The following is a 25941-nucleotide window of genomic DNA, read 5'->3' as shown; positions in this document are numbered from 1 at the left end:
GATCAGGTGCCGTTGCGTAGGCGACGAAGGAGCAAGCAACGGCACCTGATCGACGGGACCGGCGGGGCCGCGAACTCGAGCGCGCCAGCGCTCCAAAAAACACAGCCGCGAACTCGAGTTCGCCAGAACTCCAAGTAACACAGCATATTTCCCGCAATCGACCTACTCTGGATGACATGCGCAGGTCGTCATTGCCGCCGGTCGCATGCCGGGTCGCGGAAACTCTCATCGCCCGCGGGCACCACGGCGTCATCGTCTGCCCCGAGACGCCGGCTCCCACCGCGGCCGACGCCGCCCGCGCCATGGGCGCCCAGCCCACCGCGATCCTCACCGCCCAGGTCTTCCTCCTCGACGACGACCCCGTCCTGCTCCTGGTGGCCGACCATCACCACGTGGACCTCGCCCGCACCGGCAAACGCCTCGAGGGCACCCTCACCCCCGCCCCCACCGCCCTGGCCGAACGCATCACCGGCCAGCCCGTCGACGGCACGGCCCCTCTCGGCCACCCCACCAACCTCCCCACCTGGGTGGACACCGCCCTCGCCGCCCACCCCGAAGTCTGGGCAGCGGGCGGCCACCCGAACACCGTATTCCGCACCAACTTCCGCGAAATCATCCGTATCACCGCGGGTCTGCCGATTGATATCGACTGAATTCGGCTTCCCATCCCGACCGTGTGAGTTGGATCAAACGGACACAGCGACCGGGAGGACGCGCGCCGGACGGGCGTAAGTTGGGGGCGGTGGGCGATGTGCAACCTTCTGAGACCGGACTGGTCGTTCCCGATGATCTGAGCGGGATAACGGCTGAGCAGTATCGGGCCTCTATGCGGCACTATCCGGCCGGCGTCACGGTGGTGACGCTCGGAGCCGAGAGCGGACCGGTGGGGTTCACGGCCACCTCGTTCGCTTCCCTGTCGCTGGAACCGCCGCTGGTGTCGTTCAACATCGCGCACACCTCATCGAGCATCAACGCGTTGCGAGCCGCGGACTCGGTGGTGATCCATTTCCTGGGCGAACACCAACAACACCTGGCCCACCGCTTCTCTCGTACCGCCGCCGACCGCTTCACCGACCGCGCCCTCTGGACCACCCTCGACACCGGCGAACCGGTCCTGCACGGCACCCCCATCTGGCTGCGCACCACCCTCCACAAACTCATCGACCTGGGCGACCACACCCTCGCCGTAGGCCTGGTCACCCGAGTCCACGACCAAACCGAAGAGTCCCCCTCCGCAGCCCCGTTGCTCTACTACAACGGCAAATACCACCGCCCCACCGCCCTCGACACCTGATCAGAGCGTCTGTGTAGGCCGGTGACCCACCTGCCACAGCTAGGTTGGTCCGATGAGCGAGGAATACGACTGGTCGTGGTTGCGCGCCGGTGTTCCGAGAATCGACCTGGACACGTATGTGGCGATGCCGGAAGACCTCGCTCGGGTGATCGAGGTCAAAGACGGCCTGCTGGTGCATCGCGACTCACCTTCGCCGAATCACATCGCCAGCGCCGACGTGATCAAACAGTCCCTGCGGGAAGCGATCCGGAAACGCGCCACCGGGCAGCCCTGCCTGAAGGCCAGCGGCGAACTGGACATGCTGGTCTCGGAGGTTCCCTTCAACTTCCGCCGCCCCGACGCCATTGTGTACCGCTGCATCGAAGACCCCCGCGACAAGTGGAAAACCAAGCCGACAGCAGGCGACACCCTGCTGGTCGTCGAAGTGGTATCACCGGCGACGGTTACCGCCGATTGTGTGGATAAACGGGCGGAATACGCCCGCCTGGGAATCGAGCAGTACTGGATCGTCCGCATGGAGAACAACGACGGCCGCGTGAAATCCATCGAGATCCTTCGTCTCAATACCGCAGGCGTCTACATCTCCACCGAAACCCGGTTCCGCTCGCACAATCCCCTCGCGATCGCCATCACTGATCCGCTCGACGTCACCATCACCTGGGACGCCCTCGACGCGGACCTCGACTGATGCCTGGCAGCCTCGGCATCTGATCGGCGCTATTCGCAGGCCACGCCGTCGCCGTCTCGGTCCAGGCCGGAGCGGTAGCCGGGATCGCCTGTGCGCAGCGGGGCTGCGCCGGCGGCTCTGGCAGCGGCGCAGTTCTTGTAGTAGGCGCTGGCGGGCGCGGGCGCTTCGGGCTCCGGGACGGCTGCCACCCGTGGGGCGGGGAGGTCGACGGTGGTGGTCGGGACGGGGACGATGACCGGCGGTGGAGCCGGCGCCGCGATCGTGGTGGTGGGTGCAGTGGTGGTGGGTGCGATGGGTGACGGCGGGAGATCGATCGTGGTGGTCGGGGCGGTGGACGCCGTGGTGGTCGGGGCGGCGGTGGTCGTCGACGGCTTGGCCGTGGTCGATGATTCAACGACGCGGGGGGTCGAGGTGGGTGATGTCCGCGCGGCCGGTGAGGGGTTGTCGTCACTGAGACCGGCGACGACCGAGAGACCGAGCACGCCGGCGACTCCGATCCCGGCCAGCAACGGCCAACGCCGCTTCTTTTCGGGTCGGCGGGGCGGACGAGCCCACGGATCGGGCGGCTGAATCGGTCGAGTCACGGTGTCCCCTTTGATTGTCGGGCAATCTCGGGGGCTTCATCGCGACGGGTTCGACAGGCGTTACCCAGCTGGGAGGCAGTCCAAACCTGGAATTTCCGAGAAGCGGTCGGTCGGGTTCTCGGACGGATACCACTCGACGGAAAACGAATATCGGCCGCCGAGAGCAGGTCTCGACGGCCGACGTTCGGCGAATCTCGCCTGTGACGAGTTCAGCCGATCAGGCAGGGGGCGGCGCCTTCGGGGGAAGAGGCGCTGAGGGGACGGGTTTCGGGGGTCGGGTTCCAGTGCCCGTCGGTGGCGGCGTAATTCCAGGCGGGGCCGTGGCTGACCAGGGTGGCTACGGCACTGATCAAGCGGTCTACATCGGCGGCGGTGGTGCCGAGGCCGATGCTGGCTCGGAGGGCGGCGTCGAGGCCGAGGCTCGCGAGGAGGGGGTGCGCGCAGAAGCGGCCGTCGCGCACGCCGATGGCGTGTTCGGCGGAGAGGTACGCGGCGACTTTGCCAGGGGCGACATCGGCGATCGTGAAGGCGACGATGCCCACACAGTCGGGACTGTCGGACCAGATACCGACCAGGTCGACGCCGGGGATCGCGGACAGGCCGTCACGCAGCCGGTCGGCCAGAAAGCGCTCGTGCGCGACGAGTTCGGTGGGATCGATGGCGGCCAGCGCATCGCAGGCAGCGGCAATAGCGGCCGCGCCGAGGACATTCGGCGAACCGGCTTCGTGCCGCTGCGGCGCGCACGCCCATTCGACCTCTGTCACACCGACATTGCGCACCGCACCACCACCGGCCAGGTAGGGCTCGCCCTCGTCCAGCCAGTCGCGCCGGCCGACGAGCACACCCGAACCGAACGGCGCGTACAGCTTGTGTCCGGAGAAGGCGAGGTAGTCGATCCCGGTCTCGCGCAGGGAGATCCGGCGATGCGGAGCCAGCTGCGCGGCGTCGACGAGGATGCGCGCACCACACAGGTGGGCGATGGTCGCGAACCGTTCCAGCGGCAGCACCTCACCGGTGACGTTGGACGCGCCGGTCACCGCGAGCAGCGCGGCAGGCTTGCTGCACAGCTCGGCGACGACACGCTGAATCGTCTCCTCGACCGTGGCGGCGGCTCGCACGACGCGACGACCGTGCTTCGCCCACGGCAGGAAGTTGGCGTGGTGCTCGATATCGAGTACCACGGTCTCCCCTGGCACGCACCCGGCCAGCAGGTTCAGCGAATCGGTGGTGTTGCGCGTGAACACCACGACCTGGTCGTCGTCGGCGTCGAGGAACCGGGCAACGGACCCACGCGAGGCCTCGTAGCACTCGGTGGAGATCCGCGAGGCGTATCCCGCGCCCCGGTGCACGCTGGCGTAGAACGGCAGCAACTGCGAAATCCGGTCGGTGACCTGCTTCAACGCCGGCGCACTCGCCGCGTAGTCGAAGTTGGCGTAGGAGCTGGTACCGCCCTGAACGAGCGGAACCTGCAGGTCGGCACCGGAAACGGCGGCGATGGCACAGGTGGGGTCGATTACAGCAGTCATGACGAAATCCCGTCGGCTCAGGGACCCGCTCCTGAAGAGGTGGCCCGCGCTTGCCGCGCCCAATTCGGACGTCAGCCTGGTCGTCACCCGGAGCACCCCACCGCGGAGGAGGGTTGCCGACCAGCAAGCCGGGGCTGAACGCTGGTACTCGTGACCTGCAACGAGAGTGACAGACGACCACCGGACCTGTCAACCACCGATCGCCGGCGCGCTCGGAGCCGACCCCGGCCACGCACGAGATCTCCCGGTTCGGCGCGGCGGTCGGACCGTCGCGACCCGCAGCGGGAAATCGGTTGTCCACGTGCGCTTTCCTTTGCGACACTCCGGTGATGCCTGCCTTCGCCGATTTCGACCGACGCCACTACCCCACCGTCGATGTCGCCACCGGCTACGACGGCTGGGCCGACACCTACGAGCGCACCGTGATGGACGAGATGGACTCGGCGCTGCTGGATCGGCTTCGCCGCCCGGATTGGGCGGGAGTGCGCCAGGCGGTCGACCTGGGTTGCGGGACGGGGCGAACCGGCGCGTGGTTGCGCAGCCGCAGTAGCGCCGAGATCGACGGCGTCGATCTGAGCGCGGGCATGCTGGCCCGTGCCCGCGTACGCGGTGTACACCGCACACTCACCAGGGCCGACGTGTGTGCCACCGAATTGCCCAGCGGCACTTACGATCTCGTGATCTCCTCACTGATCGACGAACATCTGCCGGACCTGCGCCCGTTCTACGCCGAGGCCGCGCGGCTGGCTGTCCCAGGAGCCACGTTCGCCCACGTCAGCTACCACCCACAGTTCATGATGGTCACCGGAATGCCGACGCACTACACCCCGGCTGGGGGCGATCCGATCGCGATCAGCACCCACCTGCACCTGCTGAGCGAGCACATCACCGCGGGCACCGACGCGGGCTGGGTCCTCACCGAAGCGGCCGAGGCCCTGGTGGACGACGCCTGGCTCGCGGCGAAACCCAAGTGGGCCGACCTGCGCGGCCACCCGTTCACCATGGCGCTGGTCTGGACGCTCGGCATCGCATAGGCACCGCGCCGCACGCTTCGAGGCACGCCCGACGCGAAGGGAATCGCCCATGAGGGGGCGTGGCGGAACTAGCATCCGACGAAGGGAATCGCTGCGCTGAGGGCTCGGCAGATCAATGTGGCGCTGCGGGTGGGGTCCGATGTCAAACCGGTACACAAGGGGTGAACTTTGCCCGTGATGGACGCCGTACGATCGAGTGAAGCGAAAATAGTCCACGTAGTTGATCGGAAGAAGACCATGTCACACGCCTTGAGCTCCACTTCGGCGGACGTGAGCGCCGATCTACCCGACGAATTCGTCCACCTGGCCAGGTTGGCGCTCGCCGGGCGCGAGCAGGACGTCGCAATGTTCGTGCGCCGCGCCGCGCGCCGCCACCGGCATGCCAGTCCCGAACTGGCCGATGCGCTGATCGCGCTGCTGCGCCAGAACCCCACGCGCGCCAACCCCCTACGCGCGGAAGTGGATACGCCGATTCCGGTCGACGGCGACAGCCGACTGCCGCTGCTGCGGGTGATCCCGCCCGGCTCCACTGCCGAAGTGCCGATCCTGGCCGCCGAAACCTATGACGTGCTCACCCAGATCGTCGACGAACGCCGGCAGGCCGACCGGCTGGCCGCCGCCGATCTGACTCCGGCCGGCAGCTTGCTGTTCGTCGGTCCGCCCGGTGTCGGCAAGACGATGGCCGCGGCCTGGCTGGCCCACCAACTGTCGCTACCGCTGGTGGTCCTGGACTTGGCGACCATCATGAGCAGCCTGCTCGGCAAGACCGGCACCAACCTGCGCCATGCCATCGACTACGCCAAGCAGCGGCCGTGCGTTCTGCTGCTCGACGAGCTCGATGCCATCGCCAAGCGTCGCGACGACGATCGCGACGTGGGCGAGTTGAAGCGACTGGTGACGGTGCTGCTCCAGCAGATCGACGACTGGCCGACCGGCGGGGGCCTGGTCATCGGCGCGACCAACCACGCCGATCTGCTGGATCCGGCCGTGTGGCGGCGCTTCGATGTGAGCGTGGAGTTCGCGCTGCCCGAGGCCGAGCAACGCTGCGAGGCGATTCGCCGATTCGCCGGGCAGCCACTGCCCGACGGCGCGGTGGACGCGGTCGCGCTGGCGTCGGAGGGCTTGTCGTTCAACGATATCGAGCGCGCGATGTTGCGATTGCGCAGGCGTTGCGTGCTCGAGGACCAGCTACTGCCCGGGCTGATGGCCGAGCATTCCGCGCGACTGGCAGCTGAACTTCCCAAAACGGATCGGTTACGGCTGGCACAGACGCTGACGGGCGTGTCAGGCTTGTCTCAGCGCCAGATCAGCGCGCTGACGGGGGTGTCGCGCGACACCATTCGTGGTTTCACGCATCGACGGGAATAACGTGGCAGCTGGGGGGATTCACCGGTGGCGGGACCGCGATTTCTGATCGGCTTCGGTGAGCGACTCACCGCGCCCATCTCTCCCAGCAGATCGGGCGGCTCGCCGCAGTCCCCGTACACGGTGGCGCAGGCGCGAGCCCGACTCGCGCCGATGCTCAGCGCGGCCACCTCGAGTGCGGACGCGCTGCCGAAGACGGCCTGCCCGGAGGACGAGACGGTCACGGCGGTCACTCTGCATCCGCAGTACCTGTCCAAAAGTGGTTATCCCACACGACTTCTCACATCGATGCAGTTGGATCCACTGGGCAGCAGGCCGGTGGCGATCGCGCCGGAGCACGGCCGACCACGGGCGAGCACCCTGCTGTTCCTGGCGACGACCCGCGTCAATCTGCAGTTGCTCACCGCGCGGATCAATGCCGACACACCGCTGGGCGGCGCCGAGATCGGAATCGTCAGCCTGGCGGAATTCCGGCTCAACAATGCCGCCGACAGGCTCAGACTCGCAGCGCAACCGCGTAATTCGGAGACCGTCGCCGAATTGGTGCTGCACTCCGATCGCGACATCGCCCTGCAGGGTCTGCTCGACTTCTCCCGCGATCTCGATCTCGACGTGGCCATCGACCGCCGACTCGACAACGGTGGTCTGGCCTTCGTCCCCGTCACCGGAACCCACGCCGCCATCGCCGCGCTCGCCGGCTACTCCTTCACCAGGGTGATCCGCCGCATGCCGCGCATGCGCACCCAGCTCGGACGCGACACCACCACCAGGACAGCGCTGTCGACGTTCCGCCCGGCCTTGCCGACGGCCGAGCCGACCGACCGGGAACTCACCATCGCGGTCTTCGACGGTGGCATCCCCGCACGCACCCCGCTGACCCGCTGGGTCGACGCCCACACCTTCGCCGACAGCGCCGCGCCGCAGCGCACCTATCTCGACCACGGCCACCGCGTCACCTCGGCGCTGCTGTTCGGCAGCGTGGACCCCGTCCAGCCGGTCCCAGTCCCCTACGGCTACATCGACCACTATCAGGTGCTCGACGAGGACACCGACGACGACCAGTGCGAGCTGTACTCGGCCATCGAGCGCATCGATACCGTGCTGCGCCAACGCAAATACGAGTTCGTCAATGTCAGCATCGGGCCCGAACTCCCCATCGAGGACGACGAAGTGCACGCCTGGACCGCGTTCTGGGACGACTACCTCAGCGACGGCACCACGCTGGCCACCATCGCGGTCGGCAACAACGGCGAGGCCGACAAGCCGAGTGGCAATGCGCGCGTGCAGGTTCCGGCCGACAGCGTCAACGCGCTCGCGGTCGGTTCGTCGGATCGGGTGGGAGCGCAATGGAATCGCGCGCCGTACTCCGCGATCGGGCCGGGCCGCTCCCCCGGCACCGTGAAGCCCGACCTGCTCGCCTTCGGCGGCAGCGATCACGAACCGTTCCACGTCGTCGAACCGGACGGCACCGCTGTTCCCGACTCCGGCACCAGCTTCGCCGCCCCGATGGCCCTGCGCGCCGCACTGGGCGCCCGCACCCTGTTCGGCCCGAAACTCGGTGCGCTAGACCTGAAGGCCCTGCTCGTGCACACTGCCGAAAGACGCACCAGTTCACCGGATTCCGACTCAGGACACGGCCGTATCGCCGCCACCCTGGCCGACATGGTTCTGTGCGGCGACGGCGAAGCCAGAGTTCTCTATCAGGGTGAGCTCACCCCCGCGAAGTACCTGCGCGCCCGGATTCCGCTCCCCGCAGCGCTTCCCGCCGGGATGGTCCGCATTCGGGCGACCCTGGTCTTCGCTACCCCGGTCGACCCCGCCGACCCGGGCAGCTACACCCGCAGCGGCCTCGATGTCACGTTCCGTCCGCATGACGAGCGGTTCGCCGAACCGACCAGAATCCACCCGGATTCGGCCCCGTTCTTCCGCGCGACCGAACTCGACCCCGAGGCCGTGCTGCGCCGTGACTCCCACAAGTGGGACACCGTCTTGCACGCCGAGCGGAGCAAGCGCGTCAACAGCCTGCGCAACCCGGTCTTCGACATCCACCACACCGCCAGGGAATCCGGCCATCCCACCGTCAACGCACAGCCGATCCGCTACTCGATGGTGATCACCGTGCGCCACGCCAAGGTCGACGACCTGTACGAGCGGGTGCTCAGCACCTATGTCACCCAGCTCGAAGCGCTCCACCCGACGATCGAGATCCCACTCGATGTCTGAGTTCCCGGCGGAGATCTTCGTCGACCCGATCGCGGCGCGGCGGCTGAGTTGTCAGAGCGTATACCGGCTGCAGCACCTGGGCGCGCGGCTGTTTCCGTGGCAGGAGGAGACGTTCACCGAGATCCTGCTCGGCCATCTCACCGGGGTCGACTACCGCATCGACGCGCCGTGCCCCGATTGCGTGCCGCCGCGCCGGTGCACGTCGTGGGGGTCGGCGACGCAGGCGACGGGATCGGGCGGGCTCCGGCTGCTGACGCGACCGGAGGAGGGCGGTAACCGGGCCCGTGGCAGGCGTGGAGTCGGTGCGGATTTCATCTACAGCGTGCAGGACCCTTCAGGTGCCAGCGAAGTGCGGTTACTCATCCAGGCCAAGCGGGCCAGACAGGGTGTACCGATCAAATCGGCTGCTCTGCCTTCCGCGCAGCGAGCCGATCTGCAGGACGCCGCAGCGCATTTCGGCGCCACCGCGTATTACCTGTTCTACGCCGAGTCCGAGTCGGCGCACGTCGGTCACCTCACCCGCTGCGCCGAGCACACCAGCCCCTCGGATACCTCGATCGTGATCGTCCCCGCACAGGTCCTCACCCGCGCGTTCGACGAGGACAAGCGGGGTTCGATCGCGGCGGAACTCGTCTTCGCGCTCGGTCGCACTCTGCTGTGCCTGGACGGTTGCGCCCCCGCACCGGGCCTGTCGGCGTTCGACCGCGTCCTCGGCTTCGTCCGCGAGGACAATCCCGGCTACCAGCCCGTGGACCCGGCAACGCGACTGCCCGGCACGCCCGCCGTCACCGTCGTCGGCACACGCGCCAAACCGCCCCGGCGGCCGCCGTCACGCCGCGTGACCCGCGCGGGCCACCAGGTCGGCAACGGCGAGATCCTGTGGGTCGACCTGAGCGCCGCCGACCGTTGGGCACAGGCGGGCAGCTCCTCGCACATCACGGAGCCCAGCTGGTACGACGGCGTCGACGCCGACCGATTGCGCGAGCGAACCAGCAGGTACTGGCGACTCGCGCTGCACCGGGCTGTCGCGGTGCGGTACGTCGCAGCCTGGGCCGACGGTGAGGTTCGCGCGGTCTACCGCGTCCTCGACGATTCCCTGGTCATCCACCACGACCACGGCGGCAAGATCTCGTTCGACCTCGCCGATCTCGATCCCGCATCGAGCATCCACGCTCAGGTCCGGCGCCGCGCCGAGACCTATCAGTCCGGGCGCTCGCCACGCGCACGCAACGTGGTCGGTTACCCCTGACCGATTGCCCCCGAGTTGCCTGATCACACCCAGTTTCCAACCATCTAGGCACCCCATGATGGACACCCAAGATGATTGGGTACCTCCACTATTTGCTAGAGTTCCCTCTCATGTCCACGAACACGAACTCCGTCCGCGGCCTTCCGCGCTACCCGGTGTACGCGCTCGGACGGCTCACCAAGGCGCTGCACGCCGAGATCGGCGTCCCGTTGCGCGATCACTGGGTGCTCACCTTCATCGAGGAAAACGCCGACCTGACGCAGAAGAAGGTGGGCGACGCGCTCGGTATCGACCGCAGTGAAGTCGTCCGCCTAATCGACGCGCTGGAACGCGCCGACCTGGTAGAGCGCACCCGCGACGGCAAGGATCGCCGCAAATACCGGCTGCGGATCACCGAGGCCGGGCGCAAGCAGTGCAAACGCACCGACAAGCTGATCGCCGAGGCCACCGCCCGCGTGCTGAGCGGCCTGGATGAAGACGAACAGCGGACGCTGCACCGGCTGGCGGTCACCGCCCTCGGCGAATTGCCGGAATCACCGTCGTGAACAGCGCCGACGGCACGCCTTTCGCTGCCGTCCGGCAACACCCGCACCGAGTACCGTTGGCATCTGGTGACCATCCTGTTTGCCCTCCGGTAACCCGCTCATGAAACAACAGACACCACCGATGGGGGTCAACCGATGAGAGGTGGACTGAGCACGATGCTCGAGCCACACACTGAGGTACCGGCGGTCCTGCGCGACCCGCTGTTGCGCGCGGATCTCGCCGCGCCGCCGCGCACCCTGGTCGACATCCTGACCAGCACCGCCCTCGCACACCCGGACGCACCGGCCATCGACGACGGCACCGTTGTGCTCAGCTACATGGAACTGATCGCCACGATCGAGGCCAGGATGGCCGAGCTCACCGAGGCGGGCGTGCGACCGGGCGACCGGGTCGGCGTGCGGATGCCCTCGGGCTCCGCCGCGCTGTACGTGACGATTCTGGCCGTGCTCTACTGCGGCGCCGCCTACGTGCCCGTCGACGCCGACGACCCGCAGGAGCGAGCCAGGCTCGTCTTCGGCGAGGCGAGGGTGAGCGCGATCGCCACCGGCGACGGCATCGAGTCGGCCACCACGGCCACCGGCGACCACGACTGGAACACCCTGCCCACCCCCGCCGACGACGCGTGGATCATCTTCACCTCCGGCTCCACCGGCACCCCGAAAGGGGTTGCGGTAACCCATCGCAACGCCGCCGCCTTCGTCGACGCCGAGGCCCGGCTCTTCCTGCGAAAGGCCCCGATCGGCCCCGGCGACCGGGTCCTGGCCGGCCTGTCGGTGGCCTTCGACGCCTCCTGCGAGGAAATGTGGCTGGCCTGGCGCAACGGCGCCTGCCTGGTTCCGGCGCCGCGCGATCTGGTGCGCACCGGCGCCGACCTCGGCCCGTGGCTGATGCGCCGCGAGATCAGCATCGTCTCCACGGTGCCGACGCTGGCCGCGACCTGGCCTGCCCAGGCGCTGGAATCGGTGCGACTGCTGATCTTCGGCGGCGAGGCGGTACCTCCGGAGCTGGCCGAACGGCTGACCGGCGCCGACCGCGAAGTGTGGAACACCTACGGGCCCACCGAGGCGACCGTGGTCGCCTGTGCCGCGCTGCTCACCGGCGAGATGCCCGTCCGGATCGGCCTGCCGCTCGACGGCTGGGACCTCACCGTCGTCGACCCGCAAGGCAACCCGGTGGGCGAAGGCGAAACCGGTGAACTCGTGATCGGCGGCGTCGGACTGGCCCGCTACCTCGATCCGGCCAAGGACGCCGAGAAGTACGCGCCGCTGCCCTCCCTCGGGTGGGAACGCGCTTATCGCAGTGGGGATCTGGTCCGCAACGACCGCGAGGGCCTGATCTTCCTCGGCCGCGCCGACGACCAGATCAAGATCGGTGGCCGCCGCATCGAACTCGGTGAGCTCGACAACGCGCTCCAGCATCTGCCGGGTGTCAGCGGCGCGGCCGCCGCGATCCGAACCACCAAGGCCGGCAACAAGATTCTCGTCGGCTACCTCACCGGCGCCGGTCCTGATTTCGATGTGAAGAAGGCCAGAGAGATTCTGGCCGAACAACTTCCGGCTCCACTGGTGCCGCGACTGGCTGTCGTCGCCGACCTGCCGACCCGCACCTCCGGCAAGGTCGACCGCGACGCACTGCCATGGCCGCTGCCGTCGACCGACGAACCCGAGACGGGACTGTCCGGCACCGCGGCGTGGGTGGCGAACCTGTGGGACGCGATCCTCGGCACCCAGCCCACCGATCTCGACGCGGAATTCTTCGATCTCGGCGGCGGCTCACTGTCGGCGGCGCAGCTCGTCGGCGCGCTGCGCGAGCGGTACCCGCACGTCACCGTCGCCGATCTCTACGACCACCCGCGGCTCGGTTCGCTGGTCGAACTGCTCGACGGCAGCGCACCGGTCGCGGCCGTCGACGTGCGCGTCGTGCAGCCGACGCCGCTGCGCGCCCAGATCGCCCAGGTGCTGGCCACGATCCCGCTGACCACCCTCACCGGGTTGCAGTGGGTCACGTGGCTGACCGTGGTCTCGGGCATCGCGGGCTGGTCGGGTTCGCTGCCGTGGCTGCCACGCCTGTCCTGGTGGTGGATTCTGCTGGCGTTCGTACTGTTCATCTCGCCGATCGGCCGCATGACGATCTGCGTGGCGGGCGCCCGAATTCTGCTCGCCGGACTTCGGCCCGGGTCCTACCCGCGCGGCTCGGCCGTGCACCTACGTCTATGGGCCGCCGTACGCCTGTCCGAGGCCAGTGGCGCCGAAAGCCTGTCCGGCGCACCGCTGATGGTTCCGTTCGCTCGCGCGCTCGGCGCCAAGATCGGCAAGGGCGTCGACCTGCACAGCCTGCCGCCGGTCACCGGCATGCTCGAACTCGGCGACGGCGCCAGCGTCGAACCCGAGGTCGACCTGTCCGGCTACTGGGTCGACGGCGACATCGTGCACATCGGCGGTATCACCATCGGTGACGGCGCGGTGATCGGCGCCCGCTCGATCCTGCTGCCCGGCACCAAGATCGGCAAGAAGGCCGAGATCGCCCCGGGCTCCGCCGTCTCGGGCAAGGTCAAGGGCGAACAGGAATGGGCGGGTTCGCCCGCCACCAAGACCGGGAAGGCACCGCGCCGCTGGCCCGACCACTCCCCGGAACGCGCCAGGCACTGGCTTGTCGTGTTCGGCCTGTCGTCGATGGTGCTGGCCGCGATGCCCGTGTTCGGCCTCGCCGTCGGCGGCACTTTCATCGCCTGGTGGGTCCGCGAGGAGACCACGATCAGCGCCGCCGCCCTGCACGGTTTCGCCATCCTGCCGCTCGCCACGCTGCTCAGTCTCGGCGTGTACGCCGTGGCGACCGTGCTCGCGGTGCGGCTGCTCAGCATCGGTCTGCGCGAGGGCTACCACCCCGTGCGCAGCCGGACCGGCTGGCAGGTGTGGGCCACCGAACGCCTGCTCGATTCCGCCCGCACGTTCCTGTTCCCGCTGTACGCCAGCCTGCTCACCCCCGTCTGGCTGCGCCTGCTCGGCGCGAAGATCGGCAAGAACGTCGAGGCGTCGACCGTGCTGATGCTGCCCAAGTTCACCGTGATCTCCGACGGCGCGTTCCTGGCCGACGACACCATGATCGGTAGCTACGAACTCGGTGGCGGCTGGCTGCGCATCGGCGAATCCAAGGTAGGCAAGCGCGCCTTCCTCGGCAATTCGGGGATGACCGCGCCCGGTCGGCGCGTGCCCAAGAACGGTCTGGTCGCGGTGCTCTCGGCCGCGCCGAACAAGGCCAAGGCAGGCTCGTCCTGGCTGGGCAGCCCGCCGGTGCGGCTTCGTCGCGCGACCGAATCCAGCGACACCTCGCGCACGTTCGATCCGCCACTGCGGCTCAAGCTGGCCCGTGCCTTCGTGGAGACCTGCCGGCTGATCCCGGTGATGGTGACCTTCGCTATCGGTCTCAGCGTGCTGCTCGTGCTCGCGTTGATCGCTCAGCACACCGATTACCTTGTCGCGGCTCTTGTCTCAGGTCTGGTACTGATGGCCGCGGGCGCTGTCGCCGGTGCCATCGCGGTGGCCGCCAAGTGGTTGATCGTCGGGCGGATTCGCGCGGTGGAGTACCCGCTGTGGAGCTCGTTCGTGTGGCGCAACGAGGTCTCCGACGCCTTCGTCGAGACCGTCGCGGCGCCGTGGTTCGCGCGGGCCGCCACGGGTACTCCCGTCATGAATCTGTGGCTTCGCGGACTCGGTGCCAAGATCGGCCGCGGGGTATGGTGCGAGTCCTACTGGCTACCGGAGGCGGACCTGGTGACACTCGGTGACGGCGCGACCGTGGAGCGCGGCTGCGTGGTGCAAACACACCTGTTCCACGACCGCATCATGTCCATGGACACCGTGACACTCGACGCGGGCGCCACCCTCGGCCCGCACTGCGTCGCCCTGCCCGCCGCCCACATCGGGGCGGGCGCCACCATCGGCCCGGCGTCGCTCGTCATGCGCGGCGACGTGGTTCCGCCGTCGACTCGCTGGTGGGGCAATCCCATCGCGCACTGGACCGATCCCGCCTCGACGCGGGAGTCGAGGCAGCGCGGAGCCGCCTGATGCGGAGCAAGTTCTACGAGGACCCCATCGACGCGTACCTGCCGCAGAACGGCAATCGCGGCTACCGCGTGTCCCGCTACGAGCTGGAACTGAGCTACCGACCGGCCAGCAACCGGCTCGCCGGGCGTGCGGTGATCATCGCGGTCACCACTGCGGTGCGGCCGTGGTTCACCCTCGACATGTCGCAGGCATTGATGGTGTCGAAGGTTCTCGTCAACGGATCGAAGGCGGTGAAATTCGTCCATCAGCAGGGAAAGCTCGCGCTCACGCCGCAGCAGAAGATCCCCGCCGGTGGCGTTCTCGAGATCACCGTCCACTACTCGGGCACCCCCAAGCCGGTGCGCGGCCCGTGGGGCGAGGTCGGCTGGGAAGAGCTCACCGAGGGCGCGCTGGTGGCGAGCCAGCCCAACGGCGCCGCGTCCTGGTTCCCGTGCGACGACCACCCGAGTTCCAAAGCCTCCTACCGGATTTCGATCACCACCGACAGCCCGTTCTACGCGATGGCCAACGGCACCCTGGTCGGTAAGCAGGCCAAGGCCAGCCAGACCACCTGGGTGTACGAGATGGCCGAGCCGATGGCGAGCTATCTGGCGACGATCCAGATCGGCAACTACCGCAAGTACCGGGTCGGCGCCGTCGGTGAACCCGTACCGATGCACGCGGTCATCCCGCCACGGTTACGGGCGAGCTTCGAACACGACTTCGCGCGTCAGCCCGAGATGATGGCCCTGTTCACCGAGCGGTTCGGGCCGTACCCGTTCGACGACTACTCCGTGGTCGTCACCGACGACGAGCTCGACATCCCGATCGAGGCGCAGGGCATTTCGATCTTCGGTGCCAACCATTGCGATGGCAAGCGCGGCGCGGAACGTCTTGTCGCACACGAACTCGCGCATCAATGGTTCGGCAACAGCCTCACACTGAAGCGGTGGCAGGACATCTGGCTGCACGAAGGTTTCGCCTGTTACGCGGAATGGATCTGGTCCGAAGCGTCCGGTGGACCGACCGCCGATCAGCTGGCGCGGGCGGCGCGCGCGAACCTGGCGCGTCAGCCGCAGGACATCATCGTCGGCGATCCCGGACCCAAGGACATGTTCGACGACCGGGTCTACAAGCGCGGGGCGCTCACCCTGCACGCGCTGCGGCTGGAACTACGCGACCATCTGTTCTTCGAGCTGATTCGCGAATGGACCGCGCGCTTCCTGCATTCCTCTATTACTACGGAGGAGTTCGTCGACCTGGCCGGTCATTACAGCGTGGCGCCGCTGCGTGGGTTGTTCGCGATCTGGCTCGGGACCAAGCCGCTGCCGCAACTACCGCCGCTGGGCGGGCAGGCGCATCAGAACACCAGATAGCGCTGGGCCAATTCCTCGATGAACGGATCGTCGGCCTGCACCATCTCCAGCGCCTCGAGATCGTCGGCGACCGAGATGGTCCTGGCGTCGTCCTGCTCGGGGTCGGGTCCGTCCTGGGCGAGCTGACGCTGCAACTTCCGCCGGACTCTGTCTTTCAGTGAATCGCCCATATCTCCAGGGTGCCCGGTAATCAGCTCGCGAATCAGCGTCAGACGGGGGTGAGCCACGTTCCCCACGGCGTGTTGCGGAGCACGGTATAGAGGGCGAGCAGGCCGAAGAAAGACCACACGGTCACCGCGCTGAGCCCGGGCACGCGCCACCGCTGTCCGCGACGAGCGCGCAGGATCCAGTCGATGACGAAGACCGCGAAGGCCACGGTCAGGGGCAGGGCCAGCAGATTGCTGTGCAGCGAGTCGACGATGTTGCCGTCGGTGAGGTTGTGCATCGCGCGCATGCCGCCGCACCCTGGGCAGTACACCCCGAACAGCGCGTAAACCGGGCACAGCCCGTAGGAACCCTCGATGTGGGGGTCACGGAATTGCAGCAGGGCCAGCGTGCCGACGCCGAGACCGGCGGCGAGCAGGGGTGGCGTCATCCGCTGCCAGGTCGAGCGCGCGGTACCCCGGTTCGGGTCCGCGCCGGAAAACTCGGCCGTGACGTGCGTTTTGTCCACTCCAATACGGTAGCGGCGGCCGTCCGCCGCCGCCAGCGCGACCGATGCCCGATCGTGCCCATCCGGTGTAATTTTTCGCTGATTTCAGGCGATTTCACAATGTCAGCACGCTCGGTGACCCAGTTCACAACAAGTGGGACACTGTGACCCGCTAACACTAGCTAGCACCCTGGCTTGCACTGTACGGTGGCCTACGACACAAAGGAGTGCCGACAATGCTTGCGAAGTCGATGATGACGCTCGCGGCAGCGCGATCCATGGTCTCTCACCTCGAGACCGGCGCACTGACCGCACAGTTCCGTGCCGGGCTGCGTACCCGCAGTTTCGCCACCGCGAAATTCAACGCCCCCACCGTCGAGCACCGGGTCGTCCCGGTGACCACCGCGGACGGCGCCCAGCTCCGGGTCCACGTCTACGGTCCCGATACCGCCCCCACCCTGGTCCTCATCCATGGCTGGGCCTGCAGTATCGAATACTGGAACCCGCAGATCACCGCCTTCGCCGGCGAGTACCGCGTGGTCAGCTACGACCAGCGCGGCCACGGCGCCTCCACCCTCGGCACCGCCGCCCCCAGCGAACACACCCTGGCCGACGACCTGTCCGCGGTCCTCGACGCGACGCTGCGCGAAGACGAGAAAGCGGTCCTGGCCGGGCACAGCATGGGCGGGCTCACCATTCAGGCCTGGGCCAAGCATCACCCCGAACAGGTCTCCGGACGCGCGTCCGCCGTGCTGCTCGCCAACACCGCCAATGCCGCGATCCGCTGGGAAACCGACATGCTGCCGCTGCTGAACAAGCAGCTCACCGTCGCGCAATACCCGGTCACGCTGCTCGGCGCACCGGTACGGATGCCGCAGCCGGTCAGCGAGTCGCTGCTGTTCGCGCCGCTGCCGATCCCCGGCGGCTGGCTCACCCAGCAGGTTCTGCGCAGTCGCATCCTCACCCCCGAGGCCACTGCCGACGAGGTCGACTTCGCGATGGGCATCATCCGCTCCTGTCGCCCGATCGCGCGCGGGCGCCACGCTGCCGCGATGGCCGACATGGATCTGTCGGCGGGCACCGCCAATCTCACCGTCCCGACCACGGTGATCGCCGGCGCCAGGGACCGGCTGCTGCCACAGCGCCTGTCACGCCCGATCGTCGACACCCTGCGCCGCACCGGCCACCTGGCCGATTTCCACGTGCTGCCGCACGGCCACCTCAGCAATGTCGAAGACACCGACGCCTTCGACGCCGTTCTGCACCAGATCCTGCGCAGCTCCATGAACTCTCGGGCCACCCGCCGCAACGTCGCTGCCCGCTGACCCGAGCCAGTTCTCCTGAGACCGATCAACGGCGATCGGCTCAGGAGTAACCGCGAAGAAGGCCCCCGACCTCGTCGGGGGCCTTTCTCGTAGGTTCAAGGGAGCAGCAGACCCCAGTACAGTGCCCAGAGCACGAATCCTGTTCCACCGCAGACCAAGAGGACCCATCGGGTCCGCGCTCCGGCGCTCGCACCGGCGAGGGTGCGACGGGCGCGGGCGAGCACGAAACCGAGCGCGACCACCGCGCCGAAGGCGATCAGCTGCAATGCCAGCCAGGGCAGGGTTCGGCCGAACAGCAAGGGGCCGAACGAGGTTGCGCGGGTGGTGAGGATGTAGCCGAGCTGGACGATCGTGCCGAGGATGCCGATCACCGTCGTACACAACAGCACTCGCGCCGGCAGCCGATCGGGCAGTCGCCAGGAGCGGACCTTTCCGGTGCACGCGTAGCCGCCCAGCGCCAGGATCGTGCCGAACAGCAAGGTCAGCTGCACCGCGGTCGATTCCCACCATGCGGTGGGAGTCAGCGCCCGCACCGAATGCCCCTGTGCCGCAGGTTGATCCGTTGTCGGCGGTGTCGCGGAGCCGGGAAGCCCGTTGACCCAATCACCCATGAGCTCGCCATATCCCGGCGCCAAACCGGGAAGTTTGTCGAAGCCATCGGTGGTCGGTTGTCCGGCGTGCTGGGCGTTCGGGAGGGTGCGCAGCGTGTAGTTCGTCTTTCCGGCATGCTCGAAGGCGGTCTGGAAGCCGCGCAGACTGTCACCGGGTGGAGTCAGACGGTCCAGATCACCCCAGATCGCCAGGACCGGCTGGGTGATCCGCTCCAGCACCGGGATCGGGTCGTAGTCGGCTTGGGCGAACTGACCGGCCGCGACCAGCTGACGAATACCGTTGCGGGCCAGCACATCGACCATCGAACCGCGCACGCCCGCCGCACCGAACCGCGTCTCGTTCGCCCAGTTCTGTTGCGCGGCGGGTGCGGCCGAATTCGCGCCGATCGTGATCAAGAACGCCGCGTCGCCGGATCGCGACGCGGCGAGGGGCGCGACCCATCCGCCCTCCGACAGGCCCCACAGACCCACCCGCGCCGGGTCCACCTCGGGCCGATTCCGCAGTGCGGCAACGCCTGCCAGCGCGTCGTCGGCCAGGAGGGAGTAGTCACGGTGCGACGGCGTGTAATCCTCGGTGCGCTTGTCGTAGCGCAACGCGACGATGCCAGCGCGGGCGAACGCCTCGGCGACATCGTCGTAGTGCTCGCCGCCGCCGTCGCCCGATCCGTGGACGAGCACGACGCCCGGCCTGCCGGACGCGCCCGCCGGAGCATGCACGGTGCCCCCGGTGGTCGTGCCGTCCGAGCGGGTGACGGTGATGTCGACGGTGGTGGTGTTCTGCGCGTGCGCCGCCGGAAATCCGGTGACGACGGTGATCATGAAGGTGAGCAGGATGATTCGCCGGAAGAAAGAGAGCACGCCTAGTCCTAGTTTGCGGTGTTCGTGCGAGGTGCGGGGAAGGCGAGGAAGCGCGTCAGCACACGGCGGGCGCCCGGGCGATCCTGCGGGTGCGACTGCTGAAAACGCTTGAGCAGCGTCATGTAGCCCTCGAAGAATTCCTCGAGTTCGGCCGGCGTCGCGTAGATCGCGCCACGCGAGAAGGGCATCATGTCGGCCCACTCGCCCAGCTCGGCACGCTCGGCCTGGAAGCGCTGGAACATCTCGATGTCTTCGGCGATGTGCTGGGCGACAAGACCTTCCATCAGCTCGCGGAGCTCCGGTGACTGCTCGCGATCCATCCGGTAGCGCAGGTCCTTCGGCGGCGAACGCCACCACCGTTCCTTGCCCTTGGCCAGTTCGGGCGCCTCTTCGATGAAGCCGTGTTCGGCGAGTTGGCGCAGGTGGTAACTGGTCGCGCCGGTGTTCTCGCCCAGCCGAGCGCCCAATGCTGTCGCGGTGGCCGGTCCGTTCTCGGCGAGCGCGCGCAGGATGCGCTGACGCAGGGGATGCGCGAGCGCGCGCAGCGCTGCGGGATCGGTGATCTCTCGGGGCGGTACCTCGTCGGCCATAGTTACAACGTACTCTTTGCACAAATATCTGTGCAAAGAAATTTATGCAACATGGGGTCCGGCCCATGGCACTATCGACAGCACGCTCGTCTCTGGAGACGGAGGGTCCGTGTACGTCTACACCAATCTGTCCGCCGCACTGCGCGACGAGACCTCACCGCTGCGCGAATACCTGCGCGAACGGTTTCCCCACACCAGGGGCGTGCAGGCCGAGTACCGGCGCGGAGCCGGACCACTACTTGTCGACACCGGCGGCGCGAACCCGGCCACCCTCGGCGCCGCGTTCGACTTCGAGATCAGGTTCCTGCTGGTCCCCGAACACGCGCCGGTTCTGCCGCTACTCGGATTCTTCGGCCATCCGCGAGAGTCGGCCGTCATCGAGTCGGTGATCGAGACCGCTCAGGCCGCGGTCGCCCCGACCGCCACCGACGTCGACCGACTCAGCCGAGCCTGCTGGGCCCTTGCCCTGTGCACCGACGTCTACCGGCGCGGCCTGCTGCGCGAGTCAGCCCTGGACAACTTGCTCGAAACCGACCGCTTCACCCCCGAGCACCTCCTGGCCCTCGCACCCCCCGACGCCATCCGCCAACTCTGGGAACTCCGCGGCCTCGCCGAAGAACACCTCCTCCCCCACCTGCACCCCCCGACCTTCCCCGGCCCCACCTTCGATGCCTCGGTCCTGTGCAACGCCGACGCCGACCTCATCAGCGCAGGCCTGCTCCTCGACCTCAAAACCCACCTCGGCCCGAAGAACCAGCGCACCGGCATCCGCGCCGACTCCCTGACCTCCCACGCCCTCTACCAGGTCATCGCCTACGTCCTCTTCGACCACACCGACACCTACGCCCTCACCCACCTCGGCCTCTACTCAGCCCGCTACGCCCACCTGGCCACCTGGCCCCTCCCCGACCTCCTCACCACCCTCGCAGGCACCCCCATCGACATCACCCACGAACGCCGAACAGTCTGGAACCTCCTCGGCGGCCACTAGATACAGCAAAAGACCCTCCCCGGTTTCCCGGAAAGGGTCTGATGACCTCGGAGCCGCCTGGGGGAATCGAACCCCCGACCTTTTCATTACGAGTGAAGCGCTCTACCGACTGAGCTAAGGCGGCGTGCCATTTCGGCGACGCGAGTCTATCGCGGGAAGGGGTAGAACGCGAAAACGGGTGGTCAGGTGGTGCGGGCGGTGATGAGGGTGGCGGTCATGGCGGCGATGGCGAAGCGAGGTTTCACGTTGAGGTCGAGGGCTTCGCGGCAAGCCAGGACGGCGTCGATGCTGCGGAGCAGGCCTTCGGGGCGGACGTTGGTGGCGAGGTCGGTGATCTCGTCGGCCATGTCGGGGTGGGTGAGGGTGATGGGGGCGCCGCGGCCGGCGAATCGCATGGCCAGGGCGTCGCGGTACATGCCGGCGATGTCGATGAGGGCGCGATCGAGTGCGTCGCGGCCGGTGCGGGTGGCGCGGGACTTCTGGCGGCGTTCGAGGTCTTTGAGAACGCCCGCCGAACCGCGGGTGGCGGACGCCGAGCCCTTGCCGGTGCCGCCCGCGCCGAGAGCGGTGGCGAGTTCGTCGCGTTCGCGGTCGTCGCGATCGGCGCTCATCAGTTTGGCTTCGTCGTCGGCTGACTTCACCAGTTCGTCGGCGGCGGCGTAGGCGGCGCCGGGGCGCTCGGTCGCGGTGACCAGAGCGAGGGCACGCTTGCGTCGCTGGCGAGAGTCCTCGTCGGTGGCGAGGCGGCGGGCTCGACCGACATGGCCGCCGCTGATCGAAGCAGCCCAGTCGGCGGTCTTCGCGTCGAGTCGGTCGCGCTCGCGCAGGACCTGGGCGATCGCGGGAACGGTCGGTGTCACGAGGTGAACGTGCCTGCACCGCGAGCGCAGGGTGACGGAGATGTCCTCGGGGTCGACGGTGGGAGCACACAGCAGGAAGACAGTGCGGTCCGGCGGTTCCTCGACCACCTTGAGCAGCGCGTTGGCGGCCCCCTCGGTGAGGCGGTCGGCATCTTCGACGACCACGACCTGCCAGCGACCGGTGCTCGGGCGACGTGCCGCGATCTGCACGATGGCCCGCATCTCCTTGGTGCTGATGCTCAGCCCCTCGGGGATGATGCGCCGCACGTCACCGTGGGTACCGGCCATCGTGGTGGTGCAGGCATGGCACTGCCCGCACCCGACGGTCTCGGGATCGGTGCATTGCAGCGCCGCCGCGAAACACAGCGCCGCGACAGACCTCCCCGAACCGGGAGGCCCGGTGAACAACCACGAATGCGTCATCGCCCCGGTGACCACACCGGCCCGCGCCGCCTTCGCGGCAGCGGCCAGCTCGGTCTCGACCACGTCCTGGCCGACCAGTCGATCGAAGACACCTGCCACGCGCTACACCCTAGCCGCGGGGTCCGACAGGATTCACCGAGGCCGGGCGGGTACGCAGGCGAGCGATCAAACCTCTTCTGCCCCAGCGGATTTCGCGGCGGCCTTCTTGGCCGGAGCCTTCTTCGCTGCCGTCTTCTTCGCGGTGGACTTCTTCGCCGCGGTCTTGGTCGCCGTCTTCGTCGCCGTCGACTTCGCCGCCGCCTTCTTCGCGGGCGCCTTCTTGGCCGCCTTCTTCGCGGTCGTCTTCTTCGCCGCCTTCTTCACCGGCCCACGCGCCCGCCGATCGGCCAGCAGTTCGGACGCGCGTTCGTCGGTGATCGACTCGACCTCGTCGCCCTTGCGCAGGCTCGCGTTGGTCTCGCCGTCGGTGACGTACGGACCGAAACGACCGTCCTTGATCACCATCGGCTTGTCGGTTGCCGAGTCCTTGCCCAGCTCACGCAGCGGTGCCGCGGCCGCGGCCTGACGCCCGCGACGCTTGGGCTCGGCGTAGAGCTTCAGCGCCTCCTCGAGGGTGACCGAGAACAACTGATCCTCGGTCGCCAGCGAACGGGAATCCGTGCCCTTCTTCAGGTACGGGCCGTAGCGGCCGTTCTGCGCGGTGATCTCCTCGCCCGAGGTGGGATCGTTGCCGACCACGCGGGGCAGCGAGAGCAACATCAGCGCGTCGTCGAGGGTGATCTCGGCCAGGTCCATCGACTTGAACAGCGAACCGGTGCGCGGCTTGACCTCCGCGGCCTTCTTGGTCTTCTTCGCGGGCGCCGCGTCCGGTTCGGGTGCGGGCGGTTCCGGCAGCACCTCGGTGACGTACGGGCCGAAACGTCCTTCCTTGGCGACGATTTCGTTCCCCGACACCGGGTCGACGCCGAGCGAGCGCCCCTCCTGCGGCGTCGAGAACAGCTTCTCGGCGACCTCGGGCGTCAGCTCGTCGGGCGGCAGATCGTCGGGCAGGTTCGCCCGCTGCGAGATCCGATCCCCTTCGGGGTCATCGGGATTGATGATCATCCGCTCCAGGTACGGACCGAAGCGGCCGACGCGGACCACGACATCGCGGCCCTCTTCGTCGACGAACATCTTGATCGAGTTCACTTCGCGCGCGTCGATGTCGTCGAGCTGCACGGAGACCATCTTCTTGAGGCCACCCGACCGCGCGACCGAACCCTCGGCGCCGGATTCGCCACCGAAGTAGAAGCTGGACAACCAGTTTCCGCGTTGCTCGCGTCCACCGGCGATGGCGTCGAGGTCGTCCTCCATCGCGGCGGTGAAGTCGAAGTCGACGAGTCGACCGAAGTAGGCCTCGAGCAGGCCGACCACCGCGAACGCCACCCACGCCGGGGCCAACGCGCTGCCGCGCTTGTAGACGTACCCGCGATCGAGGATCGTCTTGATGATCGAGGAGTAGGTCGACGGGCGGCCGATGCCGAGGTCTTCCAGCGTCTTGATCAGCGAGGCTTCGGTGTAGCGGGCGGGCGGGTTGGTGCTGTGGCCGTCGGGAGTGAGCTCGACGGCCGTGACGCTCTGACCCTCTTCCAGTGCGGGCAAGCGGGATTCGGCGTCGTCGGACTGGCCGCCCGCCTCCTCGTCCACGCTCTCGACGTAGGCCTTGAGAAACCCGGCGAAGGTTATGGTGCGACCCGAGGACGAGAACACACACTCCTCGCCGGTCCGCGCGGTGCCGGTGATGCGCAGGGTCAGCGTGGTGCCGCGCGCGTCGACCATCTGCGAGGCGACCGTGCGCTGCCAGATCATCTCGTAGAGCTTGAACTCGTCGTTGTCGACCTTCGAGGCCAGCTGACCGGGCGTCATGAAGGTGTCACCCGAGGGACGGATCGCCTCGTGTGCCTCCTGCGCGTTCTTGACCTTGCGGGTGTACTGGCGTGGCGACGGCGAGACGTACTCCGCGCCGTAGAGCTGGGTCGCCTGCGAGCGAGCCGCCGCGATCGCCGACTCCGACAGCGTCGTGGAGTCGGTACGCATGTAGGTGATATAGCCGTTTTCGTACAACCGCTGCGCGACCCGCATCGTGCGCTCGGAGGTGAACCGCAGCTTGCGGCCCGCTTCCTGCTGCAACGTGGAAGTCATGAACGGCGGGTACGGCTTGCGCGTGTACGGCTTGGCCTCGGCCGAGCTGACCTCGAGCGCGGCGCCGTCGAGCGCCTCGGCCAGCCTGCGGGCATAGGCCTCGTCGAGCACGACGACACCGGTGGCCGACTTGAGCTGACCGTCGGAACCGAAGTCACGACCGGAGGCGACACGGTCGCCGGAGACCTGCACCAGCCGCGCGCCGAACGTGCGCGGGTTGGTCGAATCAGACTTCTCGTCGGGACCCGCGTCGAGCTTGGCGGCGATGTCCCAGTACCCGGCGGAGCGGAACGCGATGCGCTCGCGCTCACGCTGCACGATCACCCGGGTGGCGACGGACTGCACGCGACCGGCGGACAGCCGCGGCATGACCTTCTTCCACAGCACCGGGGAGACCTCGTAGCCGTAGAGGCGGTCCAGAATGCGACGGGTTTCCTGGGCGTCGACCAAATCGTTGTCGAGCTCGCGCGTGTCGGCGGCGGCCGCGAGGATGGCGGGCTCGGTGATCTCGTGGAAGACCATCCGGCGAACCGGGACCTTCGGCTTGAGCGTTTCGAGCAGGTGCCAGGCGATGGCCTCGCCCTCGCGGTCGGGGTCGGTGGCGAGGTAGAGCTCGTCGGCGTCGGCCAGCAAGCTCTTGAGCTCGGCGACCTTGGCCTTCTTATCCGGGTTCACCACATAGATCGGCTCGAAGTCGTGATCGACGTCGACACCGAGGCGGGCCCACGCTTGCCCCTTGTATTTGGCGGGCACGTCGGCGGCACCGCGCGGCAAGTCGCGGATATGACCCACCGAGGCCTCGACCGTGTAGTTGCGACCCAGGTAGGGCGCGATCTTGCGGGCCTTGGTCGGCGACTCGACGATCACGAGACGACGCAGGGGTCGGCCCTGGTCGGCTGAACTGCGGTCTCGTGTTGCCACCGGCGAACACCTTCCTTCTAGATCCGCGCGTCGGGAGGTCCGCTCGGTGCGCGGCTGGGGCAGACGGCGACGTTCGGACATCACCACCAGTGACGTTTATACCCTGCGCACTTGGGGTAGAGGCATTTGCGGCGTTTCACGACGCGGGCGCTGTCCTGGGCGATGGTACCCGGAAATGACTCGTCCCCCTCCTCCGCATGCGGAGGAGGGGGACGAGGCGTTGTTGTGTTCCGCAGCTCAGGAGAGCGCGCGAACGCCGGTGGCCTGCGGGCCCTTGGTGCCCTGGCCTACCTCGAACTCGACCTTCTGGTTTTCCTCGAGGGTACGGAAGCCCGTGCCCTGGATCTCCGAGTAGTGGACGAAGACGTCAGCGGAGCCGTCCTCGGGCGCGATGAAGCCGAACCCCTTCTCCGCGTTGAACCACTTCACAGTTCCCTGTGCCATTCTGTTTCCTTCTCTTTCTACCGGAAACGGCGGACAACTGGGTTCGTCCACCGGGCCCGTTCCGACCGCTGTACTGTTGGTCCCCCTGCAAGGAAATCCTGAGCACGGCGTTCGCAACAACGATCCTGCTGATGGTTTGGACCTTGGATCCGTCCCT

General features: G+C 67.9%; 21 protein-coding genes, 1 tRNA gene and 1 riboswitch. Of the genes, 12 read left to right on the top strand and 10 right to left on the bottom strand.

Going from position 1 to position 25941, the window contains the following annotated elements; genetic code table 11:
• Nucleotides 1-176 precede the first annotated feature (176 nt).
• From ACWFRF_RS28335 to ACWFRF_RS28325, 3 genes are all read left to right on the top strand, one after another.
• On the top strand, nt 177-653 hold the full coding sequence (locus tag ACWFRF_RS28335; RefSeq protein WP_378996456.1) for a YbaK/EbsC family protein: 477 nt from the start codon (nt 177-179) through the stop codon (nt 651-653).
• A 173-nt stretch (nt 654-826) separates the two neighbouring features.
• Complete coding sequence (locus tag ACWFRF_RS28330) at nt 827-1294, top strand: flavin reductase family protein (RefSeq protein WP_452453108.1); 468 nt, start codon at nt 827-829, stop codon at nt 1292-1294.
• A 52-nt stretch (nt 1295-1346) separates the two neighbouring features.
• Nucleotides 1347-1982 (top strand): Uma2 family endonuclease, encoded by a 636-nt coding sequence (locus ACWFRF_RS28325; RefSeq protein ID WP_452453101.1) that lies wholly within the window; start codon nt 1347-1349, stop codon nt 1980-1982.
• A gap of 29 nt (nt 1983-2011) precedes the next feature.
• Here the strand turns inward: ACWFRF_RS28325 and ACWFRF_RS28320 are convergent, their stop codons facing one another.
• Together ACWFRF_RS28320 and ACWFRF_RS28315 are read right to left on the bottom strand one after the other, a co-directional pair.
• Nucleotides 2012-2566, bottom strand: a complete 555-nt coding sequence (locus tag ACWFRF_RS28320) for an excalibur calcium-binding domain-containing protein (RefSeq protein ID WP_452453099.1) — start codon at nt 2564-2566, stop codon at nt 2012-2014.
• A 209-nt stretch (nt 2567-2775) separates the two neighbouring features.
• Complete coding sequence (locus ACWFRF_RS28315) at nt 2776-4092, bottom strand: aminotransferase class V-fold PLP-dependent enzyme (protein ID WP_452453097.1); 1317 nt, start codon at nt 4090-4092, stop codon at nt 2776-2778.
• 41 nt (nt 4093-4133) lie between these two features.
• A riboswitch (SAM riboswitch) is annotated at nt 4134-4248 on the bottom strand.
• A gap of 173 nt (nt 4249-4421) precedes the next feature.
• Between ACWFRF_RS28315 and ACWFRF_RS28310 the strand changes: the two genes are divergently transcribed.
• The 7 genes from ACWFRF_RS28310 (at nt 4422) to ACWFRF_RS28280 (ending at nt 15928) form a co-directional block, all read left to right on the top strand.
• Nucleotides 4422-5126, top strand: a complete 705-nt coding sequence (locus ACWFRF_RS28310; RefSeq protein WP_452453095.1) for a class I SAM-dependent DNA methyltransferase — start codon at nt 4422-4424, stop codon at nt 5124-5126.
• A 237-nt stretch (nt 5127-5363) separates the two neighbouring features.
• Nucleotides 5364-6494 carry an AAA family ATPase gene (locus tag ACWFRF_RS28305; RefSeq protein ID WP_452453093.1) on the top strand — a complete coding sequence of 377 codons (1131 nt, stop codon included), beginning with the start codon at nt 5364-5366 and terminating at the stop codon, nt 6492-6494.
• Between the two features lie 24 nt (nt 6495-6518).
• Complete coding sequence (locus ACWFRF_RS28300) at nt 6519-8714, top strand: S8 family peptidase (protein WP_452453091.1); 2196 nt, start codon at nt 6519-6521, stop codon at nt 8712-8714.
• Entirely contained in the window at nt 8707-9963 is a 1257-nt protein-coding gene (locus tag ACWFRF_RS28295) for a hypothetical protein (RefSeq protein ID WP_452453089.1), read from the top strand. The genes ACWFRF_RS28300 and ACWFRF_RS28295 overlap by 8 nt, the downstream gene beginning before the upstream one ends.
• A 110-nt stretch (nt 9964-10073) precedes the next feature.
• Nucleotides 10074-10508, top strand: a complete 435-nt coding sequence (locus tag ACWFRF_RS28290; RefSeq protein ID WP_378996442.1) for a MarR family winged helix-turn-helix transcriptional regulator — start codon at nt 10074-10076, stop codon at nt 10506-10508.
• 156 nt (nt 10509-10664) lie between these two features.
• Complete coding sequence (locus ACWFRF_RS28285; protein WP_452453087.1) at nt 10665-14573, top strand: Pls/PosA family non-ribosomal peptide synthetase; 3909 nt, start codon at nt 10665-10667, stop codon at nt 14571-14573.
• Nucleotides 14573-15928, top strand: a complete 1356-nt coding sequence (locus ACWFRF_RS28280) for a M1 family metallopeptidase (RefSeq protein ID WP_452453085.1) — start codon at nt 14573-14575, stop codon at nt 15926-15928. Before ACWFRF_RS28285 ends, ACWFRF_RS28280 begins: the two co-directional genes overlap by 1 nt.
• On the opposite strand, the gene ACWFRF_RS28275 is transcribed toward ACWFRF_RS28280, so the two are convergent.
• Complete coding sequence (locus tag ACWFRF_RS28275) at nt 15913-16098, bottom strand: hypothetical protein (protein ID WP_379312161.1); 186 nt, start codon at nt 16096-16098, stop codon at nt 15913-15915. The genes ACWFRF_RS28280 and ACWFRF_RS28275 overlap by 16 nt on opposite strands.
• A 38-nt stretch (nt 16099-16136) precedes the next feature.
• Complete coding sequence (locus tag ACWFRF_RS28270; RefSeq protein ID WP_452453083.1) at nt 16137-16601, bottom strand: DUF2752 domain-containing protein; 465 nt, start codon at nt 16599-16601, stop codon at nt 16137-16139.
• Between the two features lie 215 nt (nt 16602-16816).
• Here ACWFRF_RS28270 and ACWFRF_RS28265 point away from each other — a divergent pair, with 215 nt between their 5' ends.
• Nucleotides 16817-17905 (top strand): alpha/beta fold hydrolase, encoded by a 1089-nt coding sequence (locus ACWFRF_RS28265; RefSeq protein WP_452453081.1) that lies wholly within the window; start codon nt 16817-16819, stop codon nt 17903-17905.
• A gap of 95 nt (nt 17906-18000) precedes the next feature.
• On the opposite strand, the gene ACWFRF_RS28260 is transcribed toward ACWFRF_RS28265, so the two are convergent.
• Together ACWFRF_RS28260 and ACWFRF_RS28255 are read right to left on the bottom strand one after the other, a co-directional pair.
• The gene (locus ACWFRF_RS28260; protein WP_452453079.1) at nt 18001-19374 is read right to left on the bottom strand and encodes an alpha/beta hydrolase family protein; all 1374 of its coding nucleotides are present in this window, start codon (nt 19372-19374) and stop codon (nt 18001-18003) included.
• Between the two features lie 8 nt (nt 19375-19382).
• A complete protein-coding gene (locus ACWFRF_RS28255; RefSeq protein WP_452453077.1) occupies nt 19383-19964 on the bottom strand; it encodes an ArsR/SmtB family transcription factor in 582 nt (193 codons plus the stop codon).
• 109 nt (nt 19965-20073) lie between these two features.
• Here ACWFRF_RS28255 and ACWFRF_RS28250 point away from each other — a divergent pair, with 109 nt between their 5' ends.
• The gene (locus ACWFRF_RS28250) at nt 20074-20955 is read left to right on the top strand and encodes a hypothetical protein (RefSeq protein WP_452453075.1); all 882 of its coding nucleotides are present in this window, start codon (nt 20074-20076) and stop codon (nt 20953-20955) included.
• A gap of 51 nt (nt 20956-21006) precedes the next feature.
• Here the strand turns inward: ACWFRF_RS28250 and ACWFRF_RS28245 are convergent.
• The 4 genes from ACWFRF_RS28245 to ACWFRF_RS28230 all read right to left on the bottom strand — a co-directional run bounded on the left by ACWFRF_RS28245 (nt 21007) and on the right by ACWFRF_RS28230 (nt 25784).
• Nucleotides 21007-21079, bottom strand: a tRNA-Thr gene (locus ACWFRF_RS28245).
• Between the two features lie 58 nt (nt 21080-21137).
• The gene (locus ACWFRF_RS28240; protein ID WP_452453073.1) at nt 21138-22337 is read right to left on the bottom strand and encodes a DNA polymerase III subunit delta'; all 1200 of its coding nucleotides are present in this window, start codon (nt 22335-22337) and stop codon (nt 21138-21140) included.
• Between the two features lie 66 nt (nt 22338-22403).
• Entirely contained in the window at nt 22404-25340 is a 2937-nt protein-coding gene (topA, locus tag ACWFRF_RS28235) for a type I DNA topoisomerase (protein ID WP_452453071.1), read from the bottom strand.
• A gap of 237 nt (nt 25341-25577) precedes the next feature.
• Nucleotides 25578-25784, bottom strand: coding sequence for a cold-shock protein (locus ACWFRF_RS28230; protein WP_019044597.1), 207 nt, complete (start codon nt 25782-25784; stop codon nt 25578-25580).
• Nucleotides 25785-25941: the final 157 nt, after the last annotated feature.

It is taken from the genome of Nocardia sp. NPDC055165, from assembly GCF_053606985.1.
This window is presented reverse-complemented; position numbering and strand designations above follow the sequence as displayed.

Excerpts from the sequence above, each read along its gene's own strand:
- ACWFRF_RS28335 (WP_378996456.1), top strand. The coding sequence starts at position 177 with ATGCGCAGGTCGTCATTGCCGCCGGTCGCATGCCGGGTCGCGGAAACT.
- ACWFRF_RS28330 (WP_452453108.1), top strand. The coding sequence starts at position 827 with ATGCGGCACTATCCGGCCGGCGTCACGGTGGTGACGCTCGGAGCCGAG.
- ACWFRF_RS28325 (WP_452453101.1), top strand. The coding sequence starts at position 1,347 with ATGAGCGAGGAATACGACTGGTCGTGGTTGCGCGCCGGTGTTCCGAGA.
- ACWFRF_RS28315 (WP_452453097.1), bottom strand. The coding sequence starts at position 4,092 with ATGACTGCTGTAATCGACCCCACCTGTGCCATCGCCGCCGTTTCCGGT.
- ACWFRF_RS28310 (WP_452453095.1), top strand. The coding sequence starts at position 4,422 with ATGCCTGCCTTCGCCGATTTCGACCGACGCCACTACCCCACCGTCGAT.
- ACWFRF_RS28305 (WP_452453093.1), top strand. The coding sequence starts at position 5,364 with ATGTCACACGCCTTGAGCTCCACTTCGGCGGACGTGAGCGCCGATCTA.
- ACWFRF_RS28295 (WP_452453089.1), top strand. The coding sequence starts at position 8,707 with ATGTCTGAGTTCCCGGCGGAGATCTTCGTCGACCCGATCGCGGCGCGG.
- ACWFRF_RS28290 (WP_378996442.1), top strand. The coding sequence starts at position 10,074 with ATGTCCACGAACACGAACTCCGTCCGCGGCCTTCCGCGCTACCCGGTG.
- ACWFRF_RS28285 (WP_452453087.1), top strand. The coding sequence starts at position 10,665 with ATGCTCGAGCCACACACTGAGGTACCGGCGGTCCTGCGCGACCCGCTG.
- ACWFRF_RS28280 (WP_452453085.1), top strand. The coding sequence starts at position 14,573 with ATGCGGAGCAAGTTCTACGAGGACCCCATCGACGCGTACCTGCCGCAG.
- ACWFRF_RS28275 (WP_379312161.1), bottom strand. The coding sequence starts at position 16,098 with ATGGGCGATTCACTGAAAGACAGAGTCCGGCGGAAGTTGCAGCGTCAG.
- ACWFRF_RS28265 (WP_452453081.1), top strand. The coding sequence starts at position 16,817 with ATGCTTGCGAAGTCGATGATGACGCTCGCGGCAGCGCGATCCATGGTC.
- ACWFRF_RS28255 (WP_452453077.1), bottom strand. The coding sequence starts at position 19,964 with ATGGCCGACGAGGTACCGCCCCGAGAGATCACCGATCCCGCAGCGCTG.
- ACWFRF_RS28230 (WP_019044597.1), bottom strand. The coding sequence starts at position 25,784 with ATGGCACAGGGAACTGTGAAGTGGTTCAACGCGGAGAAGGGGTTCGGC.